Below are 21385 nucleotides of genomic sequence, written 5' to 3'. Positions count from 1 at the left end.
TAAGGCAGACGTTTAAAGACGACTTGGCTAAAGGCTCCATACAAGGCGACCACAACCGCGTTATATCCGCGCGTTTAACCGAGAGATTTAAAGAGCATGGCATTGTCGGTCATCGCACCACAGACGGCAAGTTGCTGCCTATCGACTTTTATGCCAGCACCGTTGTGCGTACCAAGCTGAGAGACGCTAACACAAAAGGCGCTGTAAACCGATACACCGAAAACGGCGTTGATCTGGTCAAAATAAGCGGGCAGGGGCAAACGTGCCAAGTGTGTGCTAGGTACCAAAACATGGTCATTAGTTTGACTGGTAAACATGATGGATTTGCGTCCATTGACGACGAGGGCATACGCCTTCCGCCGTTTCATCCTAACTGTCGTTGTACCTGTCGGCCGTATGTCCTTGAGTATAAGACGGCTGAGGAAATACAGGAGGAAAAAGACCGCTGGAAAGCCTTTAATCCAGCCAAAGACCCGCGAACACCAACTCAAAAGAAAGCGTATGAGCGGGAACAAAAGCTTCGCGCCCAGCGTAATGCGGAGAAGAAGCAATACGCTGAAATGGTCATGTTGCTAGGGGACGAAGCACCAAAAACACTAGGTGCCTTCCGCCGCATGAAGAAAGCAAACTCGCTAAACTTCCGCGAGAAGAAAGCACAAATGCGAGAAATCAAAAGAGAAGTCAAAGCTGCTACATCGTAGGGGCTTTTTTGTCGTGTCAAACCGTGCTGCGACGTTAACCATGTACGAGATACGGGTTCGCACACCAGACGTGCAGTTGAAAGGAGAATGAATATGTTTGCTAAACCACATAAACAGACGCTTGAAGTATTTGAAAATCTACGTTTACCGATGCACTTGCAGTATTTCGCTGACCCAGAAGGTGAAGGAGACACGGGTGATAGTGAACCGGATACTGCCCCAAGTCTTGACGAGTTGCTCAAAGACCCTGAGTTTAAAAAGCAATACGAAGAGCGATTTAACAAAGGGTTGAAAAAGCGACTCAAGAAATACGAAGGGGTAGACGTGGAAGAGTACAAGCGTTTGAAGGAAGAAGCGAACAAAGATGGCTCGGACAATGACGAGGAAAAGGGTGACGAAACCGACTCGAAGTTGAATGAGCACGAAAAGCGTCTCGCCCGCGCTGAACGCAGAGAGAAAAGGGCAGCGATTAAAGAATACTCTATCGAGAAAGGTGTCAATCCGAAACTAGCCGCGAAGTTGATTGACATTGATTCAATCGAGATGGACGAAGACGGAGAACCGACCAACATCGAAGAGTTATTCGAGGAATTGGAAGAAGAGTTTCCAGAGTTTTTCAAGGGGCAACAGGAAGAAGAAGACACGGGTACTCAACGCGGCTACTTCCCTGGTGCCACTCAGAAAGGCAACAGCGGAACAAAAGGGGAAGACTCGTACGATGTGGGCAAATCTGTATACGCCCGCATCCGAGAAAAACGTTATCCAAAGAAAGGGGAATAAAGCATGTCTTACACATTAAAGCACGGCCGTACAGAGTTTAGAGGCGGCATCAATATTTTAGCTTCCCGCCACCTGCAATGGACAGAACACGGTATCACTCTGGATGCAAAGAAAACAGGAAAAACATACTTACCTGTCGGCACTCCTGTCGCTCGTAATCTCGAAACAGGGAAATACGAAGTGTACGCGGACGGCGAGGATGGAGCAGCACCGGAGGGTTATGACGACTTTGCGCTCCTTAACATTGACGTGGAAGTCGATGGGGAAAACGACGTCATTATTGGCGAAGTTCTAATTAGAGCGTCCGTCTACGAAGCTAAATTACCGGATACAGTGACCGAGACTTTCAAAAAGCTCACTAGCCCACTTATCCGCTATGTCAAACACGTATAACGCCGCGCAAGGCGTATTTTTTTATGCTAAATACAAGGAGGAAAACACATGCCAGGCATTACACATTTAAAAGAATTTCAACAAGACGCACTTCGTGCGCTAGTGGATGAGTCGAAAAAGGATGTTCAACCGACGCTTGTCGATCGTTTCTTACCGACCGAAAACGTGTTCTCGCGTACTTTTGCGTATGACATCATCAAAACAAACAGTTTTCTGGCCGGATACATCGGCAAAGGCTCAGAGCCGCCGACTGTTGACCGAAATGAAATTGCTCACCATATGGGCGAAATTGCGCAGTTCGGGTTACAAGATATTGTTACCTACAGCGAAATCGAAGCTCTGCACGAAGCGAAAAACAACGCTCGTTACCAAGATGCTATCGAACGTATTACGGTTCGCGCGCTGGATGTTGTCGATGCGACGCGGCGTTTGATTCAGTTAGCTAAGGCAGAAGCGCTGTTCAAGGGAGAGGTTTCTAAAAATCGTAACAAAATCAAGTTTAACTTTGATTTTGGTATCCCAGATGAAAACAAGGTGGCGCTCACTCCTGACAACGATTTTGATGCTGCTGATTTTGACATCCTAGGATTTTTGTATGAGCAAGTTGACCATTATGTCGAAACAAATGGGCGTACACCGGAAACGATGCTCATTTCTCGCGAAATTCTCAACCGTTTATTGACGAATAGCCAAATGATTGTTGAATCTGGACGTCCTGAAGGTTCGAGACGTGCTTCCGCAGAGGATTTGACAACTGTACTACAAAAATTTGGTCTACCAACCTTCGAGGTTGTGGAAAACCGTGTTATGACGTACAAAGACAATGAAACTACAGATATTATCCGAAACGAATTTATGCCTGCAAATCGCATTGTTATGGCTTCTCGTGGCGCCGGAAAGTATTTGCTTGGTCCGACGCTCGAAAACAATTTCCAACCAGGCATTTTGCTTACGGCAGAAGACCAAAAGAAGCCCGTTCAATCCGTTATCGAGACGGTTGGCGCTGGTTTCCCTGTGCTTGAAAACCCATTCCTCGTTAAACACTTGGACGTATTTACGCCATAGGAGGGTGCGCTATGGCTAAAGTAACGGTACGAGTACTCAACGCAATTGTGGATGGCAAACGACATGGTGAGCAGTTGGACATCGAAGAGAAGTCCGCTGCTTATTTGTCGTCCATCGGTTATGTAGAAAGGGTGAAACCGAATGGCGAAGCCAAGCAAAGGAACACCAAAGGACATGCGTCTAAAAAGAAATCGCAAGAAAAAGGGCAGAAAAAAGAAGTAGGTGAATAGGATGGACCTTTCGAACGTCCGTGAATACCTATCAAAAATGCCCCTGACGGGCCTATATGACGCCCTGAGCGAGGAAGACAAGGATAAGTGGGTGTTTGGTGCTTACGAACTCCTGTCAACCCATTATCGCCCGAATCAAATCACTGCCCGCGCTGTCGCCCTACAGGTGCTTTATATGCTGGAAGGTGAGGAAGAAGAGTATGCCAAGCTCAGACGGCACGGCGTTACTGCTTTTTCCACCAACCGCGTATCGGCAAGCTTAAACGGTAGCGCTATATCGCCAGAAGTAGAATCGCTTATCCGTGGCAAGGCGAGAGTGGGGCGGTTAATATGATGCCTCCTACGCGAGATCAAGTAACCGTCGTCACCACACGCCTTGATGACAACGGAAACCCTGTTGTCGATGATCGTGGCCGCCCTGTCGCCCCTGAGGAAACAACAACAAAAGCGCGTATCACGTATAAAGTCAAAGTGGTGCGTAATCGCCACGGGGTGGAGCAAACGACCAATGTCGAGTTTGACTTACCACCAGAAGTGAAGTTCGGTTACGACTCTACTATCGAATATACAAATTCCTTCGGACAAGAAGACAAAGCCGAAGTGGTAGCGTGGGAAGAATCCACGAACCTAAGCGGCTCCCGCGTCTTCTTTAGGACGGTGTACGGTGGCTAGACGCGACTTTATCAGCATCGAATGGAAAGGGTTAAAGGAGCTTGAAAAAGAGTTCAAAGCTATGCCCAAGAAGTTCGAGCGCGCTGCTATCAAAGAGCTAACCAAATACAGCTCATTGCTGGAGGAAGGTACAAAGGCACTTGTCCATCACGACGAGGGTGACTTAGAAGACTCCATTTCATTCGACAGGGCGACGAAAAAGGGACAAGGATTTGAGTTTGAGGGCGGTTCGTCGTCAAAGTACGCGCTCAGAAGGCACTATGAGCCGTACAGAATGGGCGTACACGACAAAACCCCTGGCGATAAGTACTACGTAGGCGGCAGAGGGCGAAGGACGCACAATAAGCCAGCATGGCGCGGAGAGAGGGCGGGAAGGTTGTACCTTGAACGCGCGATTCGTGTGACAGAGAAAGACTTCCAAAAAACGGGTGAACGTATCCTAGATCAAACCATTGAGAGGAGGGGACGCAAGTGATTCAATCCTGGATGATGAAGGAGCTAAGGGCAGAGCTGCCGTATCTCAAATGGACAATAGGGCAGTATGTGTCGAAAGATCACACAGGCACGGTTTACTATGAGGGCGGCCGTAGTCCTGCCAAAAATGAAACACGCGTCCGTTTTCCAAATTACATGGTGTGGATTCGCTCGTCGGATTGGGAATACGCAGAGTATGCGGCACAAAGAACATTCGCTCTTTATCACATGAGGGGTCAGGATGGCCGTTTTGAAATTGAAATAGAACAAGAAATAAAAGGCGAGGTACTGAAAGAGCGGTATCTCGTTTTTTTGATGTCTGCCATACAAGACCCAATCGACATGGGGATTGAGGACGGCATTAGTACATGGGCAATTAATTTTGATGTAGAGCTAATTAAATTAGAGGAGGCAGAATAAATGCAACCAGAAAAAGCGGTATTCGGCATGGCTGACATTATTGTTGGCGAGGGTGAGGACGCACTAAGATTTGACGGTAAAGCGAATATCCAAGCAGAGGGTGGAGAATTAACCTTAACACCTGAGCTTGAGGATATTGTCGCAGCGGACTTTGGTAACACACCAGTTGACCAACGTATCGTTGGTTACACAGGTGAATTAACCATCGTAGCATTTGAAGAGAGCTTGAAAATTCTAGAGGCAGCACTTAGTTATACCGAAGCCATTGAAAAAGACGGTAAAAAGGTTGGTCTCACTGACGCGAAAATCGGTTCCTCTATGCGAGCGAAAGCAAAGCCGATTCGTATTCATCCGCGTGGTCGAGAAGACCAAGAAGCGGACATCACCATTTACAAAATGGCTTCCGCGGGAGATTGGACTCGTGCATTTGGTAACGAGCAAGGGAATATCACATTAACTTTCACCATGTATCCACGTGACGGTATGGACGCCAACAAACCAGGTAACTTCTTCTATGTAGGTCCTGTTGACCCACATGCGGATGAAGATAGCGGAAATGAAACTCCCAGTCCAACCCCCGGAGACTAATTTGGGGGAAGGAATGAGTTCTAGCAGCCCTGTGCTGCCTTTTGTTTTTCATAAGGAGGAAGAATAATGCCAGAGTCCGATAAACAGTTAATCTATACACGGATGTTCGGTTCTTATGCGGCTTTGCCGCAGTTTTATGATGTGGACGGCAATCCGGTTGTCATTTCAGCTGACAACCCTTTGCCAGTAAGCTTTTCCGGTTTTGAAGGAGGTAGCGGAAGCAATATGCGATTTTTATTTGGGAAGACAGCACCTACAAACGCAGACGGACAACCAGGCGATGTTTATTTAAATACATCTAACGGAGATTTTTACCAGAATCAAAATACCGAGTGGGTGAAAATCGGCACGTTAAAAGGGCCTCCTGGTAAAGATGGCGAAGACGGTAATGATGCTGTTATTGAAGATCATTCAATTTTAAACAAGCACCTTGCAGATAACTGTGTAAACTCAAGGACGATTGGAACAGGTAGTGTATTTTTAGCCAATCTCAACTCTGAGGTGAAGGCGATTCTTGACGGCTTGCAAGCGCAGATTGACGAGTTAAAACCAGGAGAAACAGAATAAAACACTCAGGGGCTTCGGCCCCTTAACTATTGGGAGGAAAATAATATGGCTACTAAAGTAACCGTTGTATATAAAGACGAAAAAGGTGTAGAACAAAAAGAACAACACTCAGTCGAAGCATTGAACCTGTTGCAATTCCAGGAACTTATGAAAGTCATTAAAGACATTTTCACCAAAGTTGACCAAGATAAGCACTTAAAAGAATTATTTAAGGAGCTATTTGACGGAGAAGAGGACGACGAACAAGCAGACATCACCTTTGTAGCAAAGCTTACTGGCTCATTCGAGACGTTGGCTGTTTATTTACCAGAACAAGCGTTCAAGCTTCTATCGATCTTGTCTGGCGTAAAATACGATGTGCTCGTGCAACAAAAAGCAATTGATGCGATGGACATTTACGATGCAGTAATCGAGGAAAATGACATTGAAAAGTTGTGGAAGCGCGCAAAAAAGTCTTTAGCCGCAACAAAGGCGAAGCTTACGTTTATCCAACTGGGCAAGAAGCTGAAAGAAGAGAAGCCGCAAGCATAAGCGAAGCATTTATCTATAAACTAGCTCACAAGCTCGGCGGTCGCGAAGAAGTTGTGAACGGCAAAGCTGTCGAGCTACTAAAGTTCTTAGAAATGGCTTTAGAGGAAGAAGAGGCCAAAGCAGAAGAACAACAAGCTGTATTTTACATGAATCATATTTCAAGGGTAAATGCCCGTGCTCCACAAGATCGTAGAGAAGCAAAAGCGCAACGTGAATTCGTGAAAAGCATCCAGCCTAAACCGAAGATCAAGCAAGGTCCTACTAAAGTATACGAGTGGGATGTCGAGCAATTGAAACGATTAGCTGCCAAGTGATGTCTAATTTTGTCGAAATGAATCCACTTCGCATGGAAATCACGTATACTGCTACTAGATAACATACATAGCAGGAGTGATAGCGATGTTAAAAAAGAAAGAAGAAAAGACAGCTAAAAAAGAAGAGAAAAAAGCGAAGAAAGCAGAAAAGGCAGCAGCTAAAGAGGCGAAGAAGGAAGAGAAACAGAAAACCAAGGAAGAAAAACGCATAGCTAAAGCTAAAAAGGCTGTAGAAGATATGAGAAAAGCGGGGTTCAGCGAAGAAGAGATTGAAGAAGCGATGCAAAACGCAGAGAAAAGTGTTTGGCAAGTATGGAGCGAAACGGCAGAAGAACAATCCAGATGCGTAAAATTAGAGTATTTAGGAGGCCATCCAGAAATAAATCCTGGAAAGGTATGGTTAGAGCCAAGTAAGAAACAAAATTCTTTAAAAGTCAGAGACGAAGAATTAGAAGTAACGTCTTTAAGTTGGGGCGAAAAAGGGAAACGATCTATTGGAAAAGCTGCCGCTGGTGCATTGGTTGGAGGTGCATTAACAGCAGGAGCAGGCGCAGTTGTAGGTGCCGCAATAGGAGGAAGAAAAAAAGACAACTCAGTCGCGATAATGACTGTTAAAGATGGAGCGGTGGAACACACGCTCTACTTTAGATGTAACAAAGACGAATATCAAAAGGTAGCCGCCTTACTTAAATAAAGTCTTCCGTTCAGGAGGGCTTTTTATTATGCCATCCTGGAGAAAGGAGGATGAAAATGTCAAAGACAGTTAGGGAAATGCGGATGCTGTTTTCAGCTCAAGCCAAAGGTCTGCGGTCGGCGATGAAGCAAGTTAGTAGCGAAATAAAAGGGTTTACCAAAAATACTGTTGGCATGAACAAGAATGTCGCCAATACAAATAAGGCTATGCGTACGTTTGAAAAGACGTTCAAAAAGGCTGATGGCTCGACGGTCAAAATGACTGGACGAATCAAAGACATGAACAAAGCCATGAAGTTGGCTGATGGACATACGCTAAAAATCGCCAATCGAATAAAAGACATGGGGACTTCTGCCACAAAGGGTGAGAAGTCTTTAAAAGACCTAAGCAAAACAGCTAATCGCCAACTGACTAAAATGTCGAAAGACACAAAAACCCTTTCGAAGGGGTTCACCGAAGCGACCGAATCAGTCAAGCCGATTGGTAAAGCGATAGAAAAGACGGCGACGCAGGGAAATCGACAGTTGAAAGGTTTGGGGCGAGAAACAACTAATTTTGCCACAAACGCTAGAAACGGGTTTAACACCGTTAGTGGGGCAACATTGTCCCTAAATAACCGCTTATCTGAAATTGGCGTAGGAACGGGTCTGGTATCTCAGAACTTTTCCGCGATGGAAACCAAAACAACTCGCTCCCTTAATAATACAGGGCGGCAGTTGTCGTTGACAGACCGAAAACTCGTATCGGTGAGCGGCGCTTCCTTAACGCTCAAAAATCGGATGAACGAACTGGGAGTCGGTACCGGACATGTGTCAAGAGAGTTTGCGGGGATGGAAAAGCAAGCTGTCAAATCCATTCAAAGTACCAGCAAGCAAACAACTCGCTTTGGTGGCGTGATTACAGATTTGCGCAAAAACCTTACTGGGATGACTGATAGGGTGCGCAAGAATTTCGGTGATCTAAGGCAGGGATTTAGCAGCATTTCGACAAGCGCTGTCACGTCAGGTAACACCGTGGCTAGCACGATACGTAATTCGATGATTGCTCCCCTTCGCGAAGCCACAAGTATGGCGAAAAACTACGCGGGTATTCTCGGTCTATTAGGCGGTGCTTCACTGGCAAATTCGGGGATGCAGCGCTTGTCAGCTATCGAGAATGCGGGCGTGTCCTTGGAAGTTATGCTAGGTGATGCGGAAAAAGCAAGCGAGTTTTTGGATGAAATCTTAGACTTTGCAAGAACAACACCATTCGCTTTTCCTGATTTAGCCGAAACATCCCGTAACCTTGTTGCATTTGGTATGGACACAGAAAAAGTTGTACCGACAATGCAAGCAATAGGCGACGCGGCTGCTGGTTCTGGTAAAGGTGCTGAAGGACTAAACCAAATCGCAAGCGCATTCGGTGACTTGCAAATAGCGGCGAACGCAAGTTTAGACCCTATTCGTCGATTGGAAGGTTCCGGCGTCCCGGCCCTAAAAATTCTAGCAAATGAATTTGGTATCACTACCGATGAAATGCAGAAGAAAATTAGTGACGGGTCGGTAGACTCGCAAGAAGCTATTGACTTGCTCGTTAAAGGGATGCAAGAGGGTACGAAAGGGGTAGCTGGTGAAACAAAAGCCATGGGCGGTCTAATGGAGCGGATGAAGGACACTTGGGTTGGTTCAGTTGACTCAATGAAATCATCCATTTCCTCAAACATGGCGAATTTGCTTGAACCAATAAAACCTGGTATCCAATCCTTTATGGCTTGGTTTGGAGACTCTTTTGGGAAAACAACAAATTTCATTCTAGACACATTCAGGATGATGAAGCCTGCTGCCGAACCACTAAAGCAGGCCTTTAAGGACATAGGGGCATTTTTGTCCGGCGATTTTCTCAAAGCATTAAAAGACGTAGGGCAAGCATTGAAACCAATAGCAAGCGTTGTCGGCATGACTCTAGTGGCGGCTTTTTCGGCGTTGGCTGTAGCTCTAAAGGATGTAATTGGTCCTGCCATTAGTTTTGTGACTGGCTTGGAGGGAACGGCGCCTGTATTAGCTGGTCTTGTATCGTTATTAGCAGCGCATAAGGCTGCCATAATTGCTACAACAGCAGCGCAAAAAGCAAATAACTTAGTAGTCGGGGCAGCTACAAAGATTAAAAAAGCTTATAGGGCTGCTCACTTAGCTATGCTACCTCCCGGAAATCTATTTCACAAAATATTAAAAGCTAACACGGCTGCCATGCGAGCCTTGAACCTAACTATGCTAAAGAACCCGTTTGTACTAATAACAGTTCTGTTGGTATCTTTAGCAGCGGCTCTTTACACAGCGTACAAACGCTCAGAGACATTCCGCAACGCAGTGGACAAAGCTTTTGAGACGATCAAAAACGCTGCTTCTGCTGTAGGTGAGTGGTTATCTTCTGCTGGCAAAGCAATTGTTTCATTCTTTACCGAGTTTGGTGAAGGTGCTGCTACTTGGTTTAAGGATAGCTTCCTCGCTGGTCTAGGTAGCGCTTGGGAAACGTTAAAACAAGCAGGAATCAAAGTATCCAATGCGATAAGCGAAGGCATAGAGGCGGGGTTGGCTAACACTTCATCGTTTTTTAACGGTGTCGCTCAATCGCTCAGTAACGGCGTGGAAAGTGTAAGTGACTTTTTTAATCGTGTCGGTAATCGCATCGCGACGTTTGTCGGTGATGGTATTGTTGGCGGGATTAAGTCATTCGTATCAAACTTTGTTGCGCAGTTAAAAGAAGGATTTGGTAGTGTTGATGGCGCATTGACAATGGTGCTGCCGTCACTCACTGCGGTTGCAACACGATTTGCAGGTCTAACTGGTCCCGTAGGATGGATTATAACCGGAGTCGTCAGTCTCATATCCTATCTATACCGTCTCGCTAAGACGAATGATGATGTTGCATCGGCGCTAGGAACAGCCTGGGAAACGGTGAAGACAATCTTTTCCGGGATAATGAAAGTGATTCAGCCTATTTTTGATGAAATAGGGAAAGTGTTTTCGGAAATGGGCAAAGAACTTGCCCCTGAATTCCAGAACACGATGAATGTTATTTCGGAAAGCGTCGATAGCTTGAAGCCGACTTTTGCCGAACTAGGAGAAACGGCAGGGGAACTAGGCAAGGTATTTGGAGAGATTTTCGCTACTCTGAAGGATACATTTTCAGAAGTGTTCACAGAAATTGCCGAAACCATATCGGTGGTAGTTCCGCAAATACTGCCACTTGTACAAGAAATGATTGGCGTATGGTTGGAATTTCAAAAGACACTGTGGACGGCGGTTGGTGGTATTATTAGTCAAATATTGCCGATGTTCATGGACGTTGTTAAGCAAGTGATTCCAATTGTAATCGATCTCTTCAAACAGTTGATACCGCCTATATTCGAGATGGCGAAAGTAGTATTTCCGGTTCTTCTTGCAGCCGTTCAAGCTGTTGTTCCGATTATTTTGCAAATCATCCAGACGGCGTTACCGATAGCGATTGAACTATTTAAACAAATAGTTGGCATTGTTATGCAGATTGTCCAATTAGCTTTGCCGCTTTTGGTTAGCATTGTGCAAAACGTTTTTCCGGTTATTGCGCAAGTAATTGATGTGGCGCTTAAATTGGCATTAGCAATCATTCAAGAGGTTGCGAAAATTGTCCTCGATTTGGCACAAAAGGTATTACCTCTGATCGAAACAGTAGTCACAACAGTATTCCCGATCATTGCCGCGATCATTGACCAAGCATTAAAGGTAGTTTTATTTATCATACAAACGGTCATTGACATTGTTGTAGCAGTGCTCATTCCGGCAATTGAAGGGATTCTTAAAGTTGTACAAATTGTTTTCCCTATGATTGCGGGTGTCATAGAAGGTGCTTTAAACATTGTTATTGGCATCCTCGATTTCTTCATCGCACTTTTTACAGGCGACTGGAACGGATTGTGGGATGCAGTAAAGAAAATCTTAAATAGCGCATGGTCGATCATTAAGTCAGTAATAAGCACTGCTGTTGATTTGATTCTTTTAGTTGTAACAACAGCATGGGAAGGCATAAAAAGTGCAACTTCCTTTGTATTCAATGCCATATGGAGCTTTATAAAATGGGTATGGAACAGTATATGGAACGCAATCAAAGGTTTTGTATCAAAGATTGTCACTAATATCAGTTCTAGTTTTACCGCAGCTAAAAACACCATTTCGACAATCTTCTCGGCAGTCTGGTCATTTATTAAAAAAATCTGGTCCTCGATCTGGGGAAGCATTCGCGATTTTGTCGCTAGAATCGTAAATGCGATTAAAACCAGATTTACCGAGTCGTGGAACACCATCAAAAGCATTTGGAACCGAGTCTGGGGATTTGTAAAGGACATCTGGGGAAAAATCTGGGGTTCTATCGTAGACCGTGTTGATAGAATTTTCAACGGCATCCGCGATGGTTTTAACAAAGCGAAAGATAAGGTGTCTACCATTCTCGGTGACATGTGGCAAGCGGTTAAGGATAAGTTTAACGACATTGTTGATCTAGCCAAAGGCCTACCGAAAAGAATCGGTGATGGCATTGGTAATATGGCTAGCAAGGTAATGGAGGGCTTGAAGAAAGTCAGCAATAAAATGCTAGAAGGGCTTGCTTTTGGTGTTAACGGTGTTATAGGCGGCGTTAACTGGGTACTCGATAAAATTGGCGTGGATGAAAGCAGCCAATTAAAAGAGTGGGAACCAGATTATTACAAAGACGGAACAAAAGGGCATCCGGGCGGTCCGGCTGTTGTCGGAGATGGCGGAATGTCTGAATTGATTGCGTACCCAGACGGGAGCTTTGCACTATCCCCTGATACAGACACGTTAGTAAACTTGCCGCGTGGTACATCTGTATTAAGTGGCCCGGATACAGCCGAATTCATGAGCCAAGTGCCGATGTATAACAACGGCGTTGGTCCATTCGGAAAAGTCTGGAATGGCATGAAGAGTCTTGGAGGAAAGGCGATTGACGCTGCTAAGTCTGGTATTGGTGCTTTAAAAGATAAAGCATCTGAGATTTGGGATTGGGCAGCGGGTGGAGCCAAAAGCCTCATGGATAAAGTGTTAAAAACTATGGGTGTCGAAGCCCCAGACATGAACGGTGGATTCGGTGCTATTGCCAAAGGCGCTTACGGTTTCGCGAAGGACAAAATCGTGGATTTCGTTGGCAGCATGCTCCCAGGCTTTGGGGATGAAGGGGGAATCGCATTAAATTTCCCGCCACCATTCCGCATGACGTCGAAGTTTAATCCTAACCGTAAGCATCCGATCACAGGCAAAGTACGGCCGCATAACGGGATTGACTTTGGCGCCCCGATTGGCACAAGGATTCCGGCACAAGCTGGCGGTACAGTGTCCTATTCCGGCGTGATGGGCGGCTACGGAAACATTGTCATTGTCAAAGGCCCTGGCGGCATGGAGTACCGATACGCGCACAACAGCAAGAACCTTGTGTCTGTAGGCGACTCTGTTAAAGCTGGTCAAGCGGTTGGCCTTGTAGGTAGTACTGGACAATCGACAGGACCACACGTCCACTTTGAAGTGAGACGCAACGGCACACCAATCGACCCACTAGGAGCGGCCAGCGGTGGCGGTGCATTTAAAGGCAAGTCCGGCGCTAGTGGCATGGTTAAAACGTGGATTATGCAAGCGATCAATGCGACAGGCGTGCCGAAATCATGGCTTGAGCCTCTTGCTACCATTGCGCAAAAAGAGTCTGGCGGTAACCCACGGGCGATTAACCTTTGGGACAGCAACTACCGTCGCGGCACACCGTCTAAGGGTCTAATGCAGACGATAGACCCAACTTTTAACGCCTACAAGAAAAAGGGCATGGATAACATTTGGAACCCTGTACACAATGCCGTTGCGGCTATCCGCTATATCGTTAAGCGATATGGCAGTGTGTTTGAAACGCCTGGTATCAAGTCTATGATGCGCGGCGGAGGGTACAAAGGGTATGCTGATGGCGCTATCGTCGATACGGCACAACTGGCATGGATTGCAGAAGGCGGTTGGGCTGAATCGATTATCTCGCATGACCCTGGTAAGAGGGCGCGTTCTCGTGCCATTTGGAAAGAGACGGGCGATAATCTCGGATTTACCGACAGCGACAACCGCGTGGTGCAATTGCTACAAGAGCTTAACAGCCTAGTGGGCAATGGTTTTGCTGGTATACCAAAAGAGTTCGCTTTACAAATGGATAGCAGACAAGTGGGGTATATGGTCGAACCTCATGTCAGCCGTAGGCAAGCAGAACGCTCCACACACAGCAGCATCATGAAGAGAGGGGGAAGAAGATGATTCTAACCGTTGAGCGTTTGAACGGCGAAAAATACGTGTTGAATGAGGAGTTAGGGCTTATATGCTCTGACTTCTTTTATGATTCCCCCTCGCCGATTACGGAGACATCGACAAGGCCTGGGGTGGACGGCTTTAATGACCTTGGCACAACGTATGACGGGCGTGCCTTGTACGCTCGTTTTTATTTGGTCGGAGCCAACAACTATCATTACGCCATGTTGCGGCATCAGGTATTTAAGCTATTTGACAGCCGCGAAGAATTTTACATTTACAGCGATGAAGAATCACGAAAAAGATGGCGTGTGAAATGCGCGTCCTCTTATGCAATTAACCGGATTGCAGGTCCGCTAGGGGAATTTGAGGTTCCGTTTATATCCAAAAGCCCCTATGCCGAGTCGCTAGGGACGCTACAGCACGACTTTACGTTTGCGGAAGATGTTTGGGCCTTTGCTCAAAACATCCCGCTCAAAACGCCGTTAAAGTACGAATACACGATCAGGCGCTTTTCCATCTGGAATTTAGGAGACACGACGATAGACGGGCGGCATCATGATCTAAAAATCTTTTATACAGGTGCAAGCAAGAATCTTACGATTACCAACCACACGACAGGGGACGTTTGGCGCTACGACGGTACGACCGACGCAGGGGATACGATAGCGCTGGACGGGGTTTTTGCTCGTAAAAACGGCGACACCATCTTCGGGCAGACGAACCGCAAGGTGATGACTTTAGCGGTTGGCGAGAATGAGTTTCAGCTTGCAGGTACAAGCGGGAATTTTAAGATACAGTTTGATTTCCGCTTCCTGTATTTATAGGAGGGAAGCTATGAGTATTTACGACCCAATTAACGATCAAGTAGGGCCGAAGCTTTACGAAACCCTACTCCACATCAAGGAGTTAAGGGACTTAGCGGAAAAAGCCAAATACCGATCATTACGGGCTGAGGAATTGGCACGTATATCGGAAATGGAATCAAAGATTACGCGTAAGCAAGTCAAGGCGGCACTGGAGGCAGGCGACCAACTAGAAGAAGTGAAAATGCTTCGTGTTGACCCGCTCACAGGAGAAAAGTTCGACATGGCCGCTGACATGTTTGCGGCGTATCAGCGACGGACGAAAGAGAAAATTGACAAGATGCAGGCGCAAATATTGAGGGAAGTTCATGTGGATGATTTCGGGGCGGTGCCTGATGGCGTCACGGACTCCACCGAAGCTTTTAAAAAGGCGCTTGGAGATGGGAACGTCAAGGTGAACATGTCCGCTGGTACGTACAGAGTGAATGAGATTGATATGCCGTCTAACTCAATTCTCGCTGGGCAAGGCATTGACGTAACAAACATTAAACTTCTTGATGATGCGCCAGTCGCTTCTTTTGTCGTCACCAACGCAGATCAGACGAGTGGAAAATCTGAAAACATTCACCTGTATGATTTCACGGCTGACTGGAATGCCTCTCGCTACCCCGTCGAGGGCAGGCCATCAGCAGCAGGGGGCTACAAGTCATCTGGCATCGTGTTTGCCGGAGCTAAATTTTCATCAGCCACACGCGTTAAGGCTAAAGATTGTCTGTTGCACTGCTTTGATGTAACTGCGGGTAACAAAGATCAGGTGTACTTTTACGACGGCGATAAGGTGATGGATGTAAACCCAGCATCAAAGAACCCGTCTGAATACATCGTGATTACAGACTGTATTGGTGATGGTCATGGCGATGACGGCTTTACTACACATCACTGCAACTACGTATTTATTCAAGGTTGCTTTTCGACTGGAGCTACCAATTATCTTGATATAGGCCACAAAAACAGTAATGGGTTTGAGGTGGATGACGGCTCCCGCTTTGTCTTTGTAAGCCGATGCGTGTCTAAGGAAAACACGCGTGGTTACGAGGTGAAAGGCCACGAATATTCGCTTGCAGGTGCAAACATCCATTTTACAGACTGCATAGATATTGGCTCAGTCATTTCTTTCAATTACAGACACATGGGACACTATGGCAGCGAGGGGCAAGAACCATCCGTTTCCGCAAAAGACATTACTATGACCAATTGTGTATCTCTATTTCCTCAGAAAAGATCATGGGGTGGGGACACAGACCCGCGCGCGCTGTTTGTATCATCGTACATGGGAGTCAATATACAGGGATTCGAAGCAATTGGTAATGAAGATTTTGACGGTGAATTTGTCATCGAGTTCGCACGCGAAAGCGGTCAATACAATTTGAGCAATGTGATTGTCAGAGGGTTTACAAAAGCCACTTATGACCTGATGGTGAGAGGTGGCGGGCGCCGTGTGGATAGCGTCAACGTGTCAAACTTTATTGCGCGTGATTCAGCTAAAAACGGCATCTATGTAGGTGGCTCAGGTTTGGAAAACGCCCACCTAGTCAACATCCAACTACACGGTCGTAACGTAGCTGACTCAGTAGGCATTACACTAGCTAATAACCAAACATCTGTATTGCTCGCATATGCCGATCGATACGCCAAAGCGGGTAGTATTGCAGGTGAGTTGATTAACGACTTTCCAAACCTATTGCGACAAAACACAAAAATTTCGTCCGGTGCTGGTATTCCAAGAGGTTCAAACACTTCACTTATCTCGACTTCCGGTGGAGCCACAACAACTGAGGACGGCTTTAATAATGTCGGCATAGGCAGCTCTGGCGGTCCGCACATCACTGGGAGCAACTCATTTGTACTAGGTACGTCACAAGGCTCACGAGCACAAGGTGACCGCGCGGGAGTAATCGGCTCACAAAACTCGCGTGCGCAAGGTACGGCGTCCCTTGTCCTTGCGTCTGGCTCAGTACTCAACAATGAGAACTACTGTATATCGATGGGAGCTGGTAACGGTGACCCGTCCACGCGCAACGCAAAGATCAAAATGTACGCAGCTCAAGGTAACTTGCGATATACGGGTACAAGTGAGGGCGGTAGCACGTTTAGTGACTATGCGGAGTATTTCGAGAGCCATGACGGGAAGAAGATTGAGACAGGTTACTTAGTGTCATTAGTCGGCAACAAGATAAAAAAGGCCGACACAGGCGAGGAAATTATAGGGGCTATTTCAGAGACAGCAGGAACCGTGCTAGGTTCAGCAGCTTTCGCGTGGCAAGACCGTTACCTCAAGAACGAGTTCGGCGGCTATATTTATGAAAAGAAAGCTCTTAGGGAGTACGATCTAGACGAAGATGGCAACCAGCTCGACACCTATAAAGAGGTTCTGGTCGATATGCCGAAAGAAAACCCAGAATATGATCCAAATCGGAATTACCAACCGCGTGCCGAACGTGATGAATGGCACATTGTCGGTCTGGTTGGGCAAGTCCATGTCCGCATAGATGAAACGGTTGAAGAAGGCGACCAAATCAGCGCGATAGGCGGCATCGCTACTAAAGATGACAACGGCCAATTTATTGTGATGAACATTACGACACCATATAGCGAGGAAAAAGGCTACGGTGTTGCGGTTGTCTTTATCCGGTAAGGGGGGATTGGCATGCAGATGAAACAGTTTGACAGCCGACATGATGTACGATTAGTCATTCCGCGCGAATATCGCCTGTGGGAAGAAGCGGAAGTCCATTTCCTTATGGAAGACGCCTCTAAGAATTTGCTAGTGAATGACAAAGCAGATTACGTGAATAAAGAAACGGGCGAGGTCGTCTACAAGCTAAAAGAAGTAGACACGATGAAGCCTGGTTGTCACAGAGCCGTTTTCAGAATCAATTATGGTGACGGTACAACGATGAGCTTCCCACAGCGGGGCTATATCGAGGTAAAGATAGAGCGCACCATACACAATGGCCGCGACACGCACATAGTTGAAGAAATCGCGCTCAAAGTCTCGATGATAGATCAAAAATTTGCCGATCTTGCGGAAGAAGTAGACGAATGGAGAGAAAATGTTGCCGACGACGTAAAAGAAAAGGTCTATGACAATTTAGATATAGACCGTCTCAGTAATAAAGAAGTCATCGATGCACGCGGCGGTAAAAAAGATTTAAACGAGCGCATCACTGGAATTGACGAAGAGATCATTGCCCATATCGCGGACAAAAAGAATCCACACGGAACAAACAAAAATGATGTCGGCTTGGGGAATGTGCCCAACTGGGGCGGAGCCACTCAAGCCGAAGCGCGAGCGGGGACAAATAACTCTAAGATTATGACGCCGCTACGGACAAAGGAAGCTATTAACGCTCTAACACCTATCACGATGTTAAACACCAATGCCATGGACGTCGATACGATTTCTGATGACTACCCATATGGTATTTCTTATTTTTATGTAAACAAATCAGAATTAGGTTTTCCGGCACAAAACATGTTTATAACAACATTTCGTGATATGGACACAACTAGACCATCTAGAGCATTTCAAACAGCTCAAGCGATTGGAAATGACTATGGACGGATTTGGACCAGAGGAACACGAAGTGGAAACTGGGGGGCATTCTCGGAAACTGAAACCACATCAGGCGCACAATCTAAAGTAAATGCCCATGCTAACAATAAGAATAATCCGCATGATGTTACTAAGAGCCAAATTGGTTTGGGGAATGTACCCAATTGGGGCGCGGCAAGTCAGGCGGACGCGAGGGCAGGCACAAACAACACAAGAATGATGTCTCCTCTAAGAACAAAGGAGGCAATTGATGCTTTTGCGAGCGAAGCAACGATTATTCCAGCTAAATCAGCAAATGTATCAGGGGTAGACTATCCGCTTGGCTTAACGACGTTTATGCATTCAGGGCTAGGCTACCCTACTGGTCACGGGACGATCTTTAATATAAAAGTCTCTAACTTGCGGTTTACGCAATTGTATTTCCCTCATGCAATTCGTCACGAGGAAATTGGTATGTACTTTAGACACTTTTACGAAGGGGACGGCTGGACTGACTTTCAGCAAGTAGAGACAACTTCCGGTGCTCAGGCGAAGGTAAATGCCCATGCCAACGACAAGGGCAATCCGCACGGTGTCACAAAAGCGCAAGTCGGTCTTTCCAATGTTGATAACGCCAAGCAAGCGACAAAGGTTGAGTTTGATGCTTTTGTATCAAGGCGGGACAATCCACATAACGTCACTAAAAGCCAGGTTGGGCTAGGTAATGTACCGAACTATCCCGTTGCAAGTCAGGCTCAAGCCGAAGCTGGCACACATACGGGTAGCTTTATGACGCCACAAAGGACGAAGCAGGCTTTTAGTGCGTTTGCAAATGAGCCGCTTAACTGGATTCGCGCCAGCTTGCAATCGACGTGGAGCCATTCGGGGAGTTGGCCTGTTCGATATGCAAAAGATGCCACTGGCACCGTGTACATTGAAGGTTCGATGAATGGCGGCGCAATCGGCGGCGACCCCGCAATTGTTCAGTTTACTTTGCCTCCTGGATATAGGCCCGGACAAACGTCTTACTTTTGGCTAGTTGGCAGCTCGGCAGGGACGTCGGGCGCGCAAGGGTTGCGTTGCTACCTGGGAGCAAACGGTAACTTTATTATCCAAGACATGACTTGGCCGGGCGCAACCCAGTTTGTAGCGGTCAATATTGTGTTTAAGGCAGGCAACTAGGAGGGATACAATGAGACAATTTTATAGGATAGATGATGACGGCTACTACATTGAGCCTATTGTCTTAGAGGCGGTCGAAAAAAATCCAAAGGGCGATGTATACACTGACCCAGAGACAAATCTTAGTTATGAGTTGCCGCCCAACACGGTTATAGACTCGTTTCCAGATGGTATGTTTCGCCCTCGGTTTGTCCATGGCGAATGGTTAGAAAGTGCGTCGGAGGAAGAGATTGAGAAATGGAAACATCCGAACCAACCAGAGCCGCCAGCAATCGAGCTTATTGCCCAGAAATTAACCGATCAGGAGTTAAGCGACATGGAACAGTGGCAGTCCATAACGGACCAAGAAATTCGGCTAACAGCATTGGAGGCGAATGCGAATGGAAGAAGTTAAAAAAAGTCCGCGCTTTGAAGACTTAAAACGACGGTATGAAAAGAACTGGTGCCGAAAAGACCAGCTAAGACGCTTTGTTGAGTTAGAGGCGCTTACGCCGGAAGAATATGAGCTTATAACGGGCGAACCATTCGAAACTGGTGAAGACGATGAAACTTCCTGAACCGCTTGTATTACAAACCATGTCCGGTGTCTTCGAACCTCTTACAGACACTTATAATGTAGTGCATAAGGAAACGTCGGATGGTGAAAAGATGCTGTCGTTTTCTGTCGAAAAAACAGAGCGCAATGCAGCACTTTTTGACTTGATTTTGCCAAAAGAAGTGGTACTTTTCGAGAACGAGCGTTATGTCATTGACCCATTTGATCACTCGCCAGTAGGAACAACAAGCGAGAAGTCTGTCGAAGCACGTCACGAAATCTTCGACATCCTAAAGGCGGAATACCAAACGAAGGAAACAACCGGGGCTTTACGCATCCGAAAGGCGCTTGATCTTGCACTAGAAAATACGGGTATCACCTATACCTTTGTTGGCGAGGATTTACCCAGCGAGGACTTTGAAAACTTTGGCAACGCAACCGCTTTAGACATGTTGCAGCAAGTCATGAATCGGTTTGGCTGTGAATACCGGATAAGCGGGCGGCACTTGACTGTCGCTACTGAGATATCCCGCTATACGGATGGTCAGGTACGGCACGGACATAATTTAAAGTCCATCAGCGAGCATCAAGACGGCACCGACATCATCACTCATATTGAGGGGTGGGGCCGGATTGATGAAGAAACGAACGAACCTGTTGTAAAAACGGTTTATGAGTCGGAGCATAGCGAGAAATACAAGGACGTTGCCACAGGAAAGAAGCGACTGTATAAAGCCTTTTTTCAGGATGACCGCTTTACCACACAAGAGGGCATCGATGCGGAAGCTAAAAAGCGGGCAAATGGTGTTCCTAGTTACCATTTAGAAGTGGAATACGAGGAACTCGTTAAAAATGGTTTAAGGCTCCACGACTTTCAGTTGGGTGACTATATTTGGGTCATACATGAGGGTCTAAAGCTAGATATTCAGGCTCGCATTATATCAGTCGAGCGCTACCCATACGAAAACAGAAGCCCGGTGATTGAACTTGGGTCTTTTCGCCGTGACATAACCGAAAAGATCACGGAAATCGAAGAGGCAGGCAAGGAGATAAACAAGGTATCTACATCCGTTGCCATCGCCCGCCAAACTGCCCAACAGGCAAGCGAGGTGGCGCGGTCAGCCCAAGAAAGCGTAGGCGGAACCAATCAGACGCTTAGCCAACATTTGAGTGACAATATTCGACACGTTACGGATATGGAGCGATTCAACTGGAATAACAAAGCCGATAAAGGAGAGAGCGGCCAAGACGCTGCCTGGGCGCTGAATGAGGCTCGTAAATATACAGATGAGCAAGTCAAGGTGGTGATGGACGAAAACATAGCCTTGCGCGCGCTCTATCAAGAACTTAAAGACAGATTAGATAGATTAGACCCGCAAACATAAAGAAAAGGATTTAGGAGGGGGAAAATGTCGCAGGAGGCGGTCAACGTGCATGAAACGTTAGAAAACCACGAAGTGCGCTTACAATCCTTAGAGGCGTACAGGGTGGAGCAAGAACGGATGAACAATGAAATACGAAATCAGCTTACAGCAA

General features: G+C 46.5%; 21 protein-coding genes. All 21 read left to right on the top strand.

What is annotated here, in order from left to right; genetic code table 11:
• A partial coding sequence (locus N6H06_RS22425) for a phage minor capsid protein (RefSeq protein WP_263707988.1) occupies window positions 1-701 on the top strand: 701 nt, incomplete at its 5' end.
• 93 nt (window positions 702-794) lie between these two features.
• The gene (locus N6H06_RS22420; protein WP_263707987.1) at window positions 795-1481 is read left to right on the top strand and encodes a phage scaffolding protein; all 687 of its coding nucleotides are present in this window, start codon (window positions 795-797) and stop codon (window positions 1479-1481) included.
• Between the two features lie 3 nt (window positions 1482-1484).
• On the top strand, window positions 1485-1874 hold the full coding sequence (locus tag N6H06_RS22415) for a hypothetical protein (RefSeq protein WP_263707986.1): 390 nt from the start codon (window positions 1485-1487) through the stop codon (window positions 1872-1874).
• Window positions 1875-1922: 48 nt separating this feature from the next.
• Entirely contained in the window at window positions 1923-2939 is a 1017-nt protein-coding gene (locus N6H06_RS22410) for a major capsid protein (RefSeq protein ID WP_263707985.1), read from the top strand.
• An 11-nt stretch (window positions 2940-2950) separates the two neighbouring features.
• Window positions 2951-3169: a hypothetical protein gene (locus tag N6H06_RS22405; protein ID WP_263707984.1), complete on the top strand. Its 219-nt coding sequence runs from the start codon at window positions 2951-2953 to the stop codon at window positions 3167-3169.
• A gap of 1 nt (window position 3170) precedes the next feature.
• On the top strand, window positions 3171-3503 hold the full coding sequence (locus N6H06_RS22400; protein ID WP_011247675.1) for a hypothetical protein: 333 nt from the start codon (window positions 3171-3173) through the stop codon (window positions 3501-3503).
• Entirely contained in the window at window positions 3503-3841 is a 339-nt protein-coding gene (locus N6H06_RS22395; RefSeq protein ID WP_263707983.1) for a hypothetical protein, read from the top strand. The genes N6H06_RS22400 and N6H06_RS22395 overlap by 1 nt, the downstream gene beginning before the upstream one ends.
• A complete protein-coding gene (locus N6H06_RS22390) occupies window positions 3834-4316 on the top strand; it encodes a hypothetical protein (protein ID WP_263707982.1) in 483 nt (160 codons plus the stop codon). Before N6H06_RS22395 ends, N6H06_RS22390 begins: the two co-directional genes overlap by 8 nt.
• Window positions 4313-4735, top strand: a complete 423-nt coding sequence (locus N6H06_RS22385) for a hypothetical protein (protein ID WP_263707981.1) — start codon at window positions 4313-4315, stop codon at window positions 4733-4735. The genes N6H06_RS22390 and N6H06_RS22385 overlap by 4 nt, the downstream gene beginning before the upstream one ends.
• Entirely contained in the window at window positions 4736-5323 is a 588-nt protein-coding gene (locus N6H06_RS22380; RefSeq protein WP_263707980.1) for a hypothetical protein, read from the top strand.
• A 66-nt stretch (window positions 5324-5389) separates the two neighbouring features.
• Window positions 5390-5890, top strand: coding sequence for a hypothetical protein (locus tag N6H06_RS22375; protein ID WP_263707979.1), 501 nt, complete (start codon window positions 5390-5392; stop codon window positions 5888-5890).
• Window positions 5891-5935: 45 nt separating this feature from the next.
• Complete coding sequence (locus tag N6H06_RS22370; RefSeq protein ID WP_263707978.1) at window positions 5936-6421, top strand: hypothetical protein; 486 nt, start codon at window positions 5936-5938, stop codon at window positions 6419-6421.
• Window positions 6325-6735, top strand: a complete 411-nt coding sequence (locus N6H06_RS22365; RefSeq protein ID WP_263707977.1) for a hypothetical protein — start codon at window positions 6325-6327, stop codon at window positions 6733-6735. Before N6H06_RS22370 ends, N6H06_RS22365 begins: the two co-directional genes overlap by 97 nt.
• An 85-nt stretch (window positions 6736-6820) precedes the next feature.
• Window positions 6821-7429 (top strand): hypothetical protein, encoded by a 609-nt coding sequence (locus N6H06_RS22360; RefSeq protein ID WP_263707976.1) that lies wholly within the window; start codon window positions 6821-6823, stop codon window positions 7427-7429.
• A 56-nt stretch (window positions 7430-7485) separates the two neighbouring features.
• Window positions 7486-13740: a peptidoglycan DD-metalloendopeptidase family protein gene (locus N6H06_RS22355; RefSeq protein WP_263707975.1), complete on the top strand. Its 6255-nt coding sequence runs from the start codon at window positions 7486-7488 to the stop codon at window positions 13738-13740.
• On the top strand, window positions 13737-14558 hold the full coding sequence (locus N6H06_RS22350) for a phage tail family protein (RefSeq protein ID WP_263707974.1): 822 nt from the start codon (window positions 13737-13739) through the stop codon (window positions 14556-14558). Before N6H06_RS22355 ends, N6H06_RS22350 begins: the two co-directional genes overlap by 4 nt.
• Before the next feature lie 10 nt (window positions 14559-14568).
• Complete coding sequence (locus N6H06_RS22345; RefSeq protein ID WP_263707973.1) at window positions 14569-17232, top strand: peptidase G2 autoproteolytic cleavage domain-containing protein; 2664 nt, start codon at window positions 14569-14571, stop codon at window positions 17230-17232.
• Between the two features lie 18 nt (window positions 17233-17250).
• Window positions 17251-19314, top strand: coding sequence for a hypothetical protein (locus N6H06_RS23215; RefSeq protein ID WP_404830384.1), 2064 nt, complete (start codon window positions 17251-17253; stop codon window positions 19312-19314).
• Between the two features lie 10 nt (window positions 19315-19324).
• A complete protein-coding gene (locus N6H06_RS22335) occupies window positions 19325-19708 on the top strand; it encodes a hypothetical protein (protein ID WP_263707971.1) in 384 nt (127 codons plus the stop codon).
• Window positions 19695-19871 carry an XkdX family protein gene (locus N6H06_RS22330; RefSeq protein ID WP_263707970.1) on the top strand — a complete coding sequence of 59 codons (177 nt, stop codon included), beginning with the start codon at window positions 19695-19697 and terminating at the stop codon, window positions 19869-19871. Before N6H06_RS22335 ends, N6H06_RS22330 begins: the two co-directional genes overlap by 14 nt.
• The gene (locus N6H06_RS22325; protein WP_263707969.1) at window positions 19858-21234 is read left to right on the top strand and encodes a phage tail protein; all 1377 of its coding nucleotides are present in this window, start codon (window positions 19858-19860) and stop codon (window positions 21232-21234) included. The genes N6H06_RS22330 and N6H06_RS22325 overlap by 14 nt, the downstream gene beginning before the upstream one ends.
• Window positions 21235-21385: the final 151 nt, after the last annotated feature.

The organism is Shouchella tritolerans (assembly GCF_025770735.1).
GTDB classification, from domain to species: domain Bacteria; phylum Bacillota; class Bacilli; order Bacillales; family Bacillaceae_D; genus Shouchella; species Shouchella tritolerans.
The sequence above is the reverse complement of the archived record's forward strand: the minus strand, read 5'-3'. Positions and strand labels throughout refer to the sequence as shown.